Here is a 13418-nt window from a genome sequence, read left to right on the forward strand (position 1 = left end):
CTTCAATCATTTAATATTTGCATTTTCACATTGATCAAGATCTTTTCCAAGTTCAAGGAATTCAAGACTGTTCAATTTTGCGCTTACTGAAAAAGTTCCATAATCCATATGAAAATCACGCATGACACCATTCTCATGTAAAAGAAAACTGCTCTGATAAATCGGTAAACCATCTTTATTTTCACCATCATCAAAATAAGAGATTGTAACAGGCCAATATTCTTCTTCATCCAATTTTTTCATTTTTTCCGTCTCGTTATCAGATAAAAGCGCTTTCTTTTCCCCGATGACGATACTTTCTTTTATAACTTTATCTGCTTTATTTGTCCCATCAAAGACAGTGACATTATAAAAACGATCTCCCGCTTTTGCATGGCGAATAATATTCTTTAGCTGCATTATTGGAAATTCAGCCATTGCAAGCTTATACTCTTTTTCCTTTGGCTTTTTTAAGGTAACTGTAATACCATCTCCCGTTCGCTTCGCGACCCCTTCAGCACGATGCACAATTTCTTCCCCTTCTTGATCAGTAACATTAAAACGAAAAATACGGCTATCTCCTGTTTCATAACTCGTCGTCTGTTGATCCGTTAAACGGACCGGCATATCTTCAACATGAAGACGACTAATGAAACGAAAACGTGTGCTATAGCCTTGGCATGGAGAACCAGTAAGTTCGTAAACCATTCGCCCTGACATCCCAGAAATTGTCATTTCATGAGAAACATTATCGAGCTGAAAATCATAAATTGCTCGATGAGGCACAATAAAAATAGGCTCTTCAGCTCTCGCCGTACAGAAAAAAACAATATATAAAATTATTATAAATAATGCTCTAATCATTCCCAACTTCCAAACTTTATTCCCATTGCATAACACTATACAATAAGGCAAAAAAGGCTAATTTCTCAATTAACCACACATTTCCTTTAATCAAAAAATAGGTTATGCAATGATATGTTTATAGAATAGCTATGGAGTTTAAATTATGACCAATGTGATTGAAAAAAACTTAGAAAAGTTCGGAATCACTCTTCCTGCAGCAACGCAACCCCTTGCTAATTACATCGCAACTTCACAAAGTGGCAATCAACTCTTTATTTCTGGACAGCTCCCTCTTATAAATGGAAAACCTATCGCTATCGGTAAAGTTGGTGCTGCTGTGAATGTCGAACAAGCCAAACAAGCATCTGAAGCTTGTGCTCTCAATATTCTCGCTCAACTCAAAGCAACTCTGGGTGATCTCAATAGAATAAAACGCGTAGTAAAAATTACTGTTTTTGTGGCTGTCGATTCTCATTTTACCGATATCCCTTTTGTCGCCAATGGAGCTTCTGATTTATTTGTCAATATTCTTGGTGAAATTGGGAAACATGCCCGTTCTGCTATCGGTGTTGCCTCTCTGCCTATGGATGTTCCTGTAGAAGTTGAAGCCATCATAGAAATTTAAATCCTAAACTTACAATAAAAGGAAATAATTGTATGAAGCAAGCTTATGACGATAACAATATTTTTGCTAAATTAATTCGTAATGAAATCCCTTCTGTTCGTGTTTACGAAGATGATGAGGTGATTGGATTCATGGATATCATGCCACAAGCGCCAGGTCATACGCTGGTCATTCCTAAAAAAGGCTCTAGAAATTTGCTTGATGCCGATACTGAAACATTATTTCCTGTTATTAAAGCGGTTCAAAAAATCGCCAATGCCGTCAAAAAAGCCTTTCAAGCCGATGGCATAACAATTATGCAATTTAATGAAGCAGCTAGTCAACAAACCGTTTATCATCTCCATTTCCATATTATACCACGTATGGAAGGAATAGAACTTACCCCTCATAATGAAGTGATAACGCCTACAGAAATACTTGAAGAGAATGCCAAAAAAATTCGTGCTGCTCTATAATAGACCCTCTTGGTAACATGTTTTTAAGATGCTGTGCTTTTCTTTCCTATATGCTTTGGTGTAAAATTCTTCATTTTACTTTTCTTTGAGCCAACAGATAGATCGGAAGAGAAAATTTTTAGCTGTAATCTTTCTTTTTCGCCATTTGACTTTTGTGTCAATACGCGAACAATGCCGCCATTGCGTAATTTTCCAAATAAAATTTCATCTGCTAATGGCTTTTTGATATATTCTTGTATAATACGTCCTAATGGGCGTGCTCCCATCTGAGAATCATATCCTTTATTGGAAAGCCATAAAGCTGCAGAAGAACTTAATTCAAAACAGATCCCCCGATCAGCTAATTGTGCTTCAAGCTGAAAAATAAATTTTTGCACGATCTGATTGATAGTTAAGTGAGATAAAGGTGCAAACGGAATAATTGAGTCTAATCGATTACGAAATTCTGGTGTAAATAACCGATTGATTGCTTCTATATCCTCACCATCACGATGAACTTTCCCAAATCCAATCGCTGATTTTGCCATATCTGAAGCACCAGCATTGGTTGTCATAATCAAAATAATATTGCGGAAATCAATTTTCTTGCCGTTATGGTCTGTTAATCGACCATAATCCATGATCTGCAATAAAATATTAAATAACTCTGGATGGGCTTTCTCAATCTCATCGAGCAATAGGACTGCGTGAGGCTTCTGATCAACTGCATCTGTAAGGAGACCTCCTTGATCAAAGCCTATATAGCCTGGAGGAGCACCGATTAAGCGAGCTACTGTATGCCGTTCCATATATTCTGACATATCAAAACGTAAGAGATCAATGCCTAAAGATGATGCAAGCTGTTTTGCAACTTCAGTTTTTCCAACCCCGGTTGGTCCTGAAAATAAATAACTTCCTATCGGTTTATCTGGTTCGCGTAAACCTGCTCGCGCCAATTTTATAGATGAAACTAAGGCGGTAATTGCCTGATCTTGCCCATAAACAACATGCTTGAGTTCTCTCTCAAGCTTACTCAATATCTTCTGATCATTCCGCGAAACTGTTTTGGGTGGAATCCTTGCAATTGTAGCAATAGTCGCTTCAATTTCTTTAACACCTATAGTCTTTTTGCGCTGTTTTTGTGGCAAAAGCTTTTGCGCTGCACCACTTTCATCAATAATATCAATTGCTTTGTCGGGTAATCTGCGATCAACCATATAGCGTGAAGATAATTCTACAGATGCCTTCATCGCCTGATCTGTATATTTGATCTGATGAAAATCTTCAAAGTAAGGCTTCATCCCCTGCAAAATCTTAATTGTATCAGGAACAGAGGGTTCATTAATATCAACCTTCTGAAAACGACGCTCTAAAGCACGATCCTGTTCAAAGAATTTTCGATATTCTCTGTAAGTTGTTGAGCCAATACATCGCATAGAGCCAGAAGATAATGCTGGTTTTAAAAGATTTGCTGCATCCATATTTCCCCCTAATGTTGCCCCTGCTCCAATTAAGGTATGAATTTCATCAATAAATAAAATAGCATCTGGATACAGCTCAAATTCTTTAATAACTTGCTTTAATCGTTCTTCAAAATCACCGCGATAACGTGTACCAGCAACAAGTCCGCCCATATCAAGAGAAAATATCGTTGCATTTGATAAAACTTCGGGCACTTGTCCATCAACAATACGCTTTGCTAATCCCTCAATGATCGCGGTTTTCCCTACTCCAGGATCACCAACCAAAAGAGGATTATTTTTCGATCTTCGACATAAAATTTGAATCATGCGCGAAATTTCTTTTTCGCGGCCAATTAATAAATCAATTTTCCCATTCCGTGCTTTACAATTGAGATCAATACAATAACCTGTTAAAGCACTCGTTACCCTTTCACCATTGTCTGAAATCTGCTGATCTAATTGCTCGTCAAGTCCTTCAAGTAACATGGATAATCCATCATCACGCGTAATACCATGAGAAATAAAACGTACAGCATCATAGCGTGTCATTCCCATCTCTTGAAGAAAATAAGCAGCATGGCTTTCACGTTCAGAAAAAATTGCAACAAGAACATTTGCCCCTGATACTTCATCTTTTCCAGCAGATTGAGCATGTATCACCGCACGTTGGATAACACGCTGGAAAAAAGCTGTAGGTTTTGTATCCTCACCAGCTCTAATCTGTTCATCTAACTCTGAGCGAAGATAGTTGGTTAAGCGTTCGCGCAATTCCTCTACATCTACTTGACATGCCTGAATAACGGAATTTGCATCAGCATCATCTAAAAGCGCAAGGAGAAGATGCTCTAATGTTGCATATTCATGTCGCGCTTGAGCAGCAATTGTTAATGCACGATGCAAAACCTCTTCAAGACTAGGTGTAAAAGATGGCATAACTCCTCACTTCCATTCCATTACACATTGTAACGGATGTTCATTTTGACGTGCACACTCCCTCACTTGTACAATTTTCATTTCAGCAACTTCATAAGTATAAGTTCCGCATTCGCCTATCCCATTGTGATGAACATTTAACATAATCCGCGTTGCCTCTTCTAAACTTTTTTTAAAAAAGTTCTTCAAGACGAAAACAACAAAATCCATAGGTGTGTAATCATCATTCAATAAAAGAACGCGATATAATTTAGGTTTTTGTAGTTTAACCTTAGCCTTAGGTATTATAACCACACTATGCCTATCTTCATCCCAATTCTTGCCTTTTTTATTATGCATAATCCAAGGTTCTTCGTTATGCATAATATGAGATATAGAGTTTATTATGAATGTTTGTTTCATTATTGTTTTCCATAGAGCAAATTTCTCATTAATTTTAAGTTCTTTCAAAACTATTGCAATAGCTCTTTCGCATAAGATAAAGACTTTCCTTCTATGGTTAGATTTAAGTCACTCATAAAATAGCTACTGTAAACAAATTAGTAATACCATTCGTCTAAACTGCATCAATACGTTACAGAAAAGGAAGTTTTATAGAAGTTTTTCAGAGTAAATGGAGAAATAGGATACTGCAAGTGTATATTAATAATAAAAAAATTATGCGCTACTATAGAAAGATAGCAATTTCTTTTGTTATGTTAGCTTTTTCTTGCTATTGGGCATCAGCAACACCCCAAGGAGCCTATCCTGATAAATATGCGGCTATTGTTATAGATGCAACGACCGGGAAAACTCTCTTTCAAGCCAATGCAACACTGAAACGTTATCCTGCTTCTTTAACAAAAATGATGACATTGTACCTACTGTTTGAATCTATGCAGATGGGTCGTGTGACACCCAATACTCCAATTCCTGTTTCACATTACGCTGCAATGCGCCCACCAACAAAAATTGGATTTAAAGCAGGCCAAACAATTTCTGCAGAAGCAGCTGCTAAAGCACTCATTACAAGATCTGCAAATGATGTTGCTACAGCCATTGCAGAATATCTTGGAGGGAGTGAAAAAAAATTCGCTCGAATGATGACAGCAAAAGCGCGTAAACTTGGTATGAAACATACACATTTTGCCAATGCTTCAGGACTTCCGGATGTGCATAATTATTCTACGGCACGAGATATTGCCACTTTATCATTAGCTCTTCGTAAACATTTTCCAAAACAATATAAATTGTTCAAAATAAAAAGTTTTAATTTCCGTGGACATACGATTAACAGCCACAATAAACTCGTTAAAATAATGAAAGGTGTTGATGGAATTAAAACAGGCTACACACAAATGTCAGGTTCTAATTTAGCAACTTCGATGCGTCTTGAGGGCCGCTCTGTTGTTGCTGTTGTTATGGGAGGGAAATCATCTACTGCACGTGATGAGCACATGGCCAGCTTGTTGAATCAATATTTGCCCAAAGCAAGCCAAATGAAAAGTGGGAAACGTTTAATAGCTTCTGCACACTATCACTTACCCACTGGCGCAAAAACTCCTATACCGACCATTAAAACTGATTCAAGTAATTTTGACGATGAAATTTCAACTATGTTGACAGCATTTGCAGAACAACCTAAAAATTCCAATGTCGCAATAACGGCTGTAAATAGGGTCATTGTACCAATACCTAACCCTCAAAAAGCTATACCGGTTGAGACTCATAAAATTGTTAACGCCTCTTTATCCACAAATGCCGGATGGGCTATCCAAATTGGTTCTCTTCCTAGTAAAGCACAGGCAAATACTCTGCTTTTAAAAGCAAAAAATACAGCTTTTTCTACTTTAAAGAATGCCTCTTCACATATGCAACTGTTTGAAAAAAATGGGCAGCGTTATTACCGTGCCCGATTTACAGGATTTCAATCAAAAAAAGCAGCATTTGATGCTTGTTCTACATTAAAGAAAGCAAATTTTAACTGCTATACTGTAGCTTACTAAAAGTTTTTGAATTCTGCGTTAAGGATAGTGTTATGACAGATAATGCTTTTGCTTCATTTTATGAAAAAGAAAAATTATTGAAGCAATCATCCCTCCTTTCATTGCGTTCCCTTCACGATGCTGCAGCAAAACTTACTGGTTTAAAATATAATTCAACTGCATTAGATACAAAATCCCTTGTTAATCTTCTCATTTGCCAAACAATGCGCAATCGTCGTCTCATGATGCCTCCTGTACGCATTCATTTACGTGTTGCGAGTCAAACTGGTAATGTACCTATTAAAATCCGTCTAGGAGCAACAAATATTTAATTCTACAAATCTTTTTCAAAAAGAATTATTTTATTATTGCACCATCATCTACAGTCTGAGAAAATTCTTTGATAGATATACTTCTTTCTTAAGTCGTAGGAGTTATGTTGATGGCTTTTTCAATTATCCAATATCTTCAAGCTTCCAATCAAACTATTTTTTAAGGACACAAAGAATACCAAATTTTTCTACTTTTTGAGTTAGTCGCCAAAATTATCCTTGATATCTTTCTTAAAAAAATGACCCACACATGGGATGAAAGCTTATCACTTTAAAGGTTATTGTAAAAGTGCAATAAAGAAAATCCTTCTTAATAATGAATTCCTCTACAACATAAATGCTGTAAAAAATAATCTAAGTCCTTTTATTTCTTTCAACAAACAAAGAAAATTTAAAAATACAAAGACTATCGATAAAAAAATTAATTTACTTTTAGATATGCAACAGACTTTTTAATTATTTTCATTGCTTCTAATGATAAAGATATACGAAATTCTTCTTTAGCATCTCATCAACCTTTTACACCTTCAGCAGGGGATTATCCATAAATCAGCTTTAATCTAATTATCACAACTATAACGCAATGGATGATATGTACGAATACCTGTAAGAGTAAATATACGTAAAATCAAATGTGTTATGCGTTGTTTGGCAAAGTTTTTTATAAAAAGCAGCCTTTTTTCTTCAATTTATTGCTAGTGGATTTTGTGTTCTATGGAGTTGTTTTGCTAAGACAGCCTGTGCTTTTCCTATTGCCTGTAAATCAATATCCAAATCCAAAGCAATCGCATATTTGAGACAAATATTCAGGTGATTTAGTGTTTTTCCTTCTGTTGCAACTTTTATATGCTAAATGGAAGAAAAGGTATCGCCTATTTCTATTTGTATAATCTCTAAAACAGATAGAAAACTTAACTTTAGAAGAATATGAAATTTTAAAGGTAAAAACTAATCCCAAGCCTCGCTATCTCCTTTTAATTAAGCTTTACAACTTTCTAAAAGTACCCGAAGCAATGTCCTTTAAATAATAAAGATTATGCATTATCTCACGCTTTTGTTTATCACATTTTTTAATGATATCACAATCTTCATCTAAAACAAATTCATGAACGAGAAACACGATAATGTCCTATTATCTTGCATTCTATTCTTTATGAAAATTTTGATAAATATTTTTAATATATATGCTAATATTTATTTTAATTTTTTACCGGTACAAGATTTTAAATAAAAGTTAGAGAATAAGATTTTCTAAAATCCTTTTTAATTATTGCAAATTAGAGTTCCTTTTCAAGGTGTTTTTTTGCCATATCAGCTGTCCAAAAGATCTCCACCTTTAAAAATCATAAAACCCAGCTAGAAAGTAATGATAGATTGATTTCTTATTTTACTCGACACTTATTTATTTTTTCTAATGAGACTGTTTTTCCATTTCAAAGACAAATCAAACAGATATAAGCAATACTCTCCTTCCAATCTTGCAGGCAAAAGCTATTACTCGTTCATAAAGCACAAACCCGCCTCAAATTTATCTTAAGCATACTGCTAAATTAAATTTGAATTTTGATTTATAAGCCACAAAAAATATAAGATTTTTTAAGAAGTAACAAATATGATCCTTCCCCAACGAGTCCAGTTACGGATTGAAAAATATCACAGCTCTTAACAAGAGATCGCACTTTTAACAAGATATTGCATTGACTGCAAGACCACCTTTACTTGTTTCTTTATAGCGTTCACTCATATCAAGACCCGTCTGACGCATTGTTTCTATACAAGCATCAAGAGAAACAAAATGTTCCCCATTACCATATAATGCCAGAGAAGAGGCCGTTACTGCCTTAACCGCTCCCATTGCATTACGCTCAATACAAGGAACTTGTACAAGACCCGCAACCGGATCACACGTCATTCCCAAATGATGCTCAAGAGCTATTTCCGCTGCATTTTCAATTTGAGCCGGCGTTCCCCCTAATGCAGCGGTTAACCCTGCCGCTGCCATTGAAGATGCCGTTCCAACTTCACCTTGACACCCAACTTCTGCACCAGAAATAGACGCATTATGTTTGATAACACCGCCAATAGCTGCTGCTGTCAATAGAAAATTATGTATTCCCTCTTGATCTGAATTATCATTAAACTGAAGATAGTAACGCAAAACTGCAGGGACAACACCAGCGGCCCCATTTGTTGGGGCTGTAACAACACGACCACCCGCTGCATTTTCCTCATTGACTGCCATAGCATATACCGAAAGCCAATCATTTGCCCAAAGTGGATAATTGAAATTTTTCTTTTGATTTTCCAAAAGCGTTTCATGCAGCTTTTTAGCACGCCTTTGAATACGTAATCCACCAGGCAACTCACCTTCTTGTGAAAGACCTCTATCAATGCAATTTTTCATCGCTGAAAAAATTTCATCAAGTCCTGCATCTAGAGAAGAACGCTCAATCTTTGTTTCTTCATTTAAGCGCTTCATTTCAGCAATAGAAAGTCCAGATTTTTCTGCCATTGATAACATTGTACGAGCAGAATGAAAGGGATATGGTACTTCAAATGCTTCTGGTTGTATATCACCATTCATATGGCTTAATTCATCCTCAGTCACAACAAAGCCCCCCCCGATAGAATAATAAATCTGTCGTAACAGAACATTCCCATCCGTATCAAGTCCCTCAAATGCGAGGCCATTCGTATGTCCAGGTAAGATTTTTTTTCGTTCAAAAATAAGATCACTTTGCAAATTAAACTGATAAGCGGGATGGTCTTCTGGTTGCACTTTTTTTTCACGGATAACTTTTTCTAACAGAAATTCCATATTATTAGGATCAACAGTAGAAGCCTTTTCTCCTAAAAGTCCTAACACAATAGCCCTATCTGTCGCATGACCAATACCCGTAAAAGCTAAAGAACCGTAGAGATAAACTCGTATACGAGAAACTTGAATATCAGATAACTGAGAAAGACCTTGCATCTTTTGCAAAAACATATTGGCAGCCATCATCGGGCCCATCGTGTGTGAGCTAGAAGGACCAATCCCAATTTTAAAAAGTTCAAAAACAGACAAAAACACGCATCACCTCAAAACTGTAGTATGGTGTGAGCATACGCTTTTTATAGGGTTTATCCTATTTAAAATCAAATTATGAGATAAACTAAAAAAATGACAGTAATAAACACGAATGTTGCTCGTCTTGCTACCACCCAACACTTTCTTTCTATAGTGCTTTCCATAGTCAACCTTTAAAATGAACAATGCTCCTAGATTCATCTAACTTTTCAAGCGTAATAAAATAAGTGTTAATATGCAAGACTAGAATTTAATAAACCTTTTTTAAAGTTATAATTTACTGTATTCACATGCCTTTTTTACTGTGGGGGATATGTGAATAAAAGTAAGGGAATAGGATTTTGCAACATGCCTCTATAGGGCGCCTCTTTTTTGATCGAATTTCTCTAACTTTTTGTTATCCATTTTTTTAAGTGTGAGAAGCTATTTTCTATGGCATCGATGAAACGCGACAAATCCATTACAAAGATAAAGATAATGAAGATAATCCACTTCATAATACGTGACATCATCTTTAAGCCTTGATAGGTTTCTATCATCTCGTGAAGCAACCGTTGTTCTGTTTCCGAAAGGTCTTTTCCCCGCTTACTTTGATTGCTACTCATTTTGCCACCCACATAAACGTGCTCCCTGTTGATTATGCTTCAAAATATCTCTTGCTAAATGGGGACTGAGAGCGTTCAGATCTTGCTTATCTAAATAAATGGGTAACCAACCAACACAAGAAACAGACCTATTTACCCCGCATCCAACGAGACAAAGCAGAACGAACATCAGCATCACTTTTTTGATTAATTTCATTTTCAACCTCAAAACGGGTTGTCGCTCTCTTTAATGCTGTTTCTACCTGCTTTTGCCGTTCACTTTTCTTGCCAAGCTGAAAGGCTTTGCCTAAAGCCATAAAAAAAACGGCTATAGCCGTTAACAGAAGAGAGAGATTTCTTTTGAACCAAAAAATCACAAGCGCTGCTCCTTAAAGCGCTTGGCAACAATCACTAGTCCTGTACATGCCGCTAAAACCATAATTCCTGCTAACGCCCATTGGATCGGTCCATTGCCTACCAAAAAACCTCCAAACCCAGAACAAGACCCTATAATCGGCGCGAGTGCTTCTATCTTTAAAAGACCAGTTGCATCACGCGTTTCTACCCGTTCATAATTCGAAGAAACATAAGCCCCTTTTACCCATAGCCCTGCTTCGGCGGCTCGACGGTTGGCTAAACCTACAAGAGGCTTGCCACCCACTTTATTCCATTTCTGTAACTCGAAGGGAACAGCTTCATAATCCCCTTGATTAAGCTTCTTCAGCAACGTTGACTTGCAAAAGGCTTTCGTCCCTACGTTATAACAAAACGACACCAAAGCTGCGAATTGGTTATCCGTTAACGAAACTGTTACAGATTCCTCTACCGTCTTTTCAAATTGCTTTAAGTCCTCACAAAGGATTTTTTCTGCTTCCTCTTTCGTAATACGCATGCCTTTTTTGACAAGCGGTTGACCGGCATTGTTGGTGTGACCATACCCTATCGTCCAAACGCATGCTAAATCTCTATAAGCCTCTAAACGCAAGCCTTCCCATTGTTTGATAAGCTCTAACCCTTCCCTCGATATCTTTCTCATCTGTTCCTCCATAAAAAAGCCCCACTGATGTGGGGCTGGATTAAAATCTTCTTTTATAATCTTCTATTGGCTATGCTCTTTGATCAACTGCTCGACTTCTTCAACGCTAAAGCCTAAATGAAAGAGCGGCGCATATTCGCTTTCCTGTAATTCATACTGACAACGCTTTGCTACAATTTCACCATTTTGATCAGACGGCATTTGCGTTGTTAGACAAACCTTATGCGTATCATCTTCTACCCCCTCTTCTCCTTCATTTAGCTCCTTAACTAAAACCCAATAAAAACGCGTTGATAAAAGAACCTCTAAACGTCTTACCGTTTCTTCCTTATCAAAAGAAAGCATGTTTAAATAATCTTGCTTCGTATTTAAATGCGCTGGATAATCTATCATCTATCCCTCCTAAACAAAATGACGCGGGCGGCTACAACCGCGAGTTCCTAGTTTCTCATCAGAAGTACTCCGTGAATGTAAACCATTCCGATAAAAGGAACCACTCTTCGTAATATCCTCCCAACTCCCTCCACCAGACAAGACATTCAATTCTGTCGTAAAACTGGTCCACAAAGTGGAACTCGATTGTATCTGCATCGCAAAAGTTCCTGATAAAAACTGCAAAAGATAACCACAACCATCCTCACACCCTATATGCGAGATCATTCGACGATTTGCTGTATCAACATGACCTCCTGAAGTCTTTGGAGAGGGCGCTTGCTTGCCTTGGATACTCGTCTGCTCATGACAACATATTGATTTATAATGATAATCTAGCGTTATTCATATTGAATGAGAGTCCCGAACACCGTAAGATTCTCTCATTTCAAAGCTGTTTATCTTGAATCAATCAAAACCACTCATTTGCACATAACAAGTGGGATGAGTGTGTGGATAAAATTTGTATAAGAAAGGATTTAAAAATGGCTCTTATGAACCGTCTTAATGCAAGGTCTGTCGCAACATTGGGGGCTGGCAAATATAATGATGGTGCTGGCTTGCTTCTTCATAAGCGTAAAGATGGGGGTGCTCAATGGATTTATCGTTATACCCTTCACGGACGTCGTCGCGAAATGGGTTTGGGTGCCTTAAGAGATGTCTCTTTAAAACAAGCCCGTGAATTGGCAACGGGGTGGCGTTCTATTCTTCGTGAGGGTCGTGACCCTATTAAAGAGCGTAATAAACAAAAGCGTGAAGCAATAAGCAGTCTTCATTATTTAAAAGATATTGCACTAGATGCTTTTGAAAGTCGTAAAGCTGAATTAAAAGGGGATGGTAAAAATGGAGATTGGTTTTCGCCTTTAAAACTTCATATTTTACCAAAATTAGGCTGTCTGCCGGTTTCTGAGATTACGCAAATAGAGATACGCAATACCCTTGCTCCCATTTGGCATACAAAAGCTGCAACAGCTAATAGAGCTCTTATTCGTCTCAATATGTGTCTTAAACATGCGGCTGCCTTAGGTTTGGATGTTGATTTACAAGCAACAGAAAAAGCACGCGCTCTCTTAGGTAAACAACTCCATAAAACACAAAATTTTCCAGCCATGGATTGGAAAGATGTTCCTGCTTTTTATAAAACGCTTTGTCAAAAAACAACCATGACAAATTTAGCTTTGCGTTTGCTTATTTTGACAGGTGTTCGTGCTTTTCCTTTATGTCATATTCGTGAAGATCAAATTGATGGGGATATATGGACTATTCCTGCTGAAAATATGAAAGGAAGGCGTGATGCTACAACAGAATTTCGTGTGCCTCTATCATCTGAAGCATTAGAAATTTTAAAACAAGCACGCGGGCTTTCTCGCAATGATTTCCTTTTATCTGGAACCGGTCGGGGTCCCCTTGCTGAGAATTGCATGTCTATTTACATGAAAAAAAATAAACTTGCTGCCTGCCCGCATGGATTTCGTTCTAGTTTACGCAATTGGCTTGCTGAAACAACCGATGCCCCCTATGAGGTCGCTGAAACTATTCTAGCTCATACAGTGGGCGGTAAAGTAGAGCGTGCCTATCGTCGTACTGACTATTTAGAACAGCGCCGTGTCTATATGGATAAATGGGCGGCTTATGTTACAGGTCAAGCTTAAGATATGGGGTGTAATACCCCATTATCTGTGGATAACTTTCTCTCTCTCTTCTCTCATTCTTTCTCAAT

Annotated in this window: 14 protein-coding genes; 5 read left to right on the forward strand and 9 right to left on the reverse strand. The window is 37.3% G+C overall.

Annotated features, from left to right (window positions below):
- Positions 1-6 precede the first annotated feature (6 nt).
- Complete coding sequence (locus tag PVV59_RS06255; protein ID WP_273755310.1) at positions 7-843, reverse strand: cell envelope integrity EipB family protein; 837 nt, start codon at positions 841-843, stop codon at positions 7-9.
- Positions 844-988: 145 nt separating this feature from the next.
- On the opposite strand from PVV59_RS06255, the gene PVV59_RS06260 reads away from it, so the two are divergent.
- Positions 989-1450: a RidA family protein gene (locus PVV59_RS06260; protein ID WP_273755311.1), complete on the forward strand. Its 462-nt coding sequence runs from the start codon at positions 989-991 to the stop codon at positions 1448-1450.
- A gap of 32 nt (positions 1451-1482) precedes the next feature.
- Positions 1483-1905, forward strand: coding sequence for an HIT family protein (locus tag PVV59_RS06265; protein ID WP_273755312.1), 423 nt, complete (start codon positions 1483-1485; stop codon positions 1903-1905).
- Between the two features lie 23 nt (positions 1906-1928).
- Here the strand turns inward: PVV59_RS06265 and clpA are convergent, their stop codons facing one another.
- Positions 1929-4280: an ATP-dependent Clp protease ATP-binding subunit ClpA gene (gene clpA / locus PVV59_RS06270; RefSeq protein WP_273755313.1), complete on the reverse strand. Its 2352-nt coding sequence runs from the start codon at positions 4278-4280 to the stop codon at positions 1929-1931.
- Between the two features lie 6 nt (positions 4281-4286).
- Positions 4287-4682 (reverse strand): ATP-dependent Clp protease adapter ClpS, encoded by a 396-nt coding sequence (clpS, locus tag PVV59_RS06275; RefSeq protein WP_273755314.1) that lies wholly within the window; start codon positions 4680-4682, stop codon positions 4287-4289.
- 233 nt (positions 4683-4915) lie between these two features.
- Here clpS and PVV59_RS06280 point away from each other — a divergent pair, with 233 nt between their 5' ends.
- Together PVV59_RS06280 and PVV59_RS06285 are read left to right on the forward strand one after the other, a co-directional pair.
- Positions 4916-6265: a D-alanyl-D-alanine carboxypeptidase gene (locus PVV59_RS06280; RefSeq protein WP_273755315.1), complete on the forward strand. Its 1350-nt coding sequence runs from the start codon at positions 4916-4918 to the stop codon at positions 6263-6265.
- A gap of 32 nt (positions 6266-6297) precedes the next feature.
- A complete protein-coding gene (locus PVV59_RS06285) occupies positions 6298-6576 on the forward strand; it encodes a hypothetical protein (RefSeq protein WP_273755316.1) in 279 nt (92 codons plus the stop codon).
- Between the two features lie 1681 nt (positions 6577-8257).
- On the opposite strand, the gene PVV59_RS06290 is transcribed toward PVV59_RS06285, so the two are convergent.
- The 6 genes from PVV59_RS06290 to PVV59_RS06320 all read right to left on the reverse strand — a co-directional run bounded on the left by PVV59_RS06290 (position 8258) and on the right by PVV59_RS06320 (position 11926).
- Positions 8258-9649 carry an L-serine ammonia-lyase gene (locus tag PVV59_RS06290; protein WP_273755317.1) on the reverse strand — a complete coding sequence of 464 codons (1392 nt, stop codon included), beginning with the start codon at positions 9647-9649 and terminating at the stop codon, positions 8258-8260.
- A gap of 383 nt (positions 9650-10032) precedes the next feature.
- Positions 10033-10263 carry a hypothetical protein gene (locus tag PVV59_RS06295; protein WP_273755318.1) on the reverse strand — a complete coding sequence of 77 codons (231 nt, stop codon included), beginning with the start codon at positions 10261-10263 and terminating at the stop codon, positions 10033-10035.
- A 116-nt stretch (positions 10264-10379) separates the two neighbouring features.
- A complete protein-coding gene (locus tag PVV59_RS06305; protein ID WP_273755320.1) occupies positions 10380-10607 on the reverse strand; it encodes a hypothetical protein in 228 nt (75 codons plus the stop codon).
- Positions 10604-11266 carry a lysozyme gene (locus PVV59_RS06310; protein WP_273755321.1) on the reverse strand — a complete coding sequence of 221 codons (663 nt, stop codon included), beginning with the start codon at positions 11264-11266 and terminating at the stop codon, positions 10604-10606. Before PVV59_RS06310 ends, PVV59_RS06305 begins: the two co-directional genes overlap by 4 nt.
- Positions 11267-11329: 63 nt before the next feature.
- Positions 11330-11659 (reverse strand): hypothetical protein, encoded by a 330-nt coding sequence (locus PVV59_RS06315; RefSeq protein ID WP_273755322.1) that lies wholly within the window; start codon positions 11657-11659, stop codon positions 11330-11332.
- Between the two features lie 9 nt (positions 11660-11668).
- Positions 11669-11926, reverse strand: coding sequence for a hypothetical protein (locus PVV59_RS06320; RefSeq protein ID WP_273755323.1), 258 nt, complete (start codon positions 11924-11926; stop codon positions 11669-11671).
- A gap of 257 nt (positions 11927-12183) precedes the next feature.
- On the opposite strand from PVV59_RS06320, the gene PVV59_RS06325 reads away from it, so the two are divergent.
- The gene (locus PVV59_RS06325; protein ID WP_273755324.1) at positions 12184-13350 is read left to right on the forward strand and encodes a site-specific integrase; all 1167 of its coding nucleotides are present in this window, start codon (positions 12184-12186) and stop codon (positions 13348-13350) included.
- Positions 13351-13418 lie beyond the last annotated feature (68 nt).

Source organism: Bartonella sp. MM73XJBT.G (assembly GCF_028618435.1).
Classification (GTDB): domain Bacteria; phylum Pseudomonadota; class Alphaproteobacteria; order Rhizobiales; family Rhizobiaceae; genus Bartonella.

Excerpts from the sequence above, each read along its gene's own strand:
- PVV59_RS06315 (WP_273755322.1), bottom strand. The coding sequence starts at position 11,659 with ATGATAGATTATCCAGCGCATTTAAATACGAAGCAAGATTATTTAAAC.
- PVV59_RS06285 (WP_273755316.1), top strand. The coding sequence starts at position 6,298 with ATGACAGATAATGCTTTTGCTTCATTTTATGAAAAAGAAAAATTATTG.
- PVV59_RS06260 (WP_273755311.1), top strand. The coding sequence starts at position 989 with ATGACCAATGTGATTGAAAAAAACTTAGAAAAGTTCGGAATCACTCTT.
- PVV59_RS06265 (WP_273755312.1), top strand. The coding sequence starts at position 1,483 with ATGAAGCAAGCTTATGACGATAACAATATTTTTGCTAAATTAATTCGT.
- PVV59_RS06320 (WP_273755323.1), bottom strand. The coding sequence starts at position 11,926 with ATGATCTCGCATATAGGGTGTGAGGATGGTTGTGGTTATCTTTTGCAG.
- PVV59_RS06325 (WP_273755324.1), top strand. The coding sequence starts at position 12,184 with ATGGCTCTTATGAACCGTCTTAATGCAAGGTCTGTCGCAACATTGGGG.
- clpA (WP_273755313.1), bottom strand. The coding sequence starts at position 4,280 with ATGCCATCTTTTACACCTAGTCTTGAAGAGGTTTTGCATCGTGCATTA.
- PVV59_RS06310 (WP_273755321.1), bottom strand. The coding sequence starts at position 11,266 with ATGAGAAAGATATCGAGGGAAGGGTTAGAGCTTATCAAACAATGGGAA.
- PVV59_RS06255 (WP_273755310.1), bottom strand. The coding sequence starts at position 843 with ATGATTAGAGCATTATTTATAATAATTTTATATATTGTTTTTTTCTGT.
- clpS (WP_273755314.1), bottom strand. The coding sequence starts at position 4,682 with ATGAAACAAACATTCATAATAAACTCTATATCTCATATTATGCATAAC.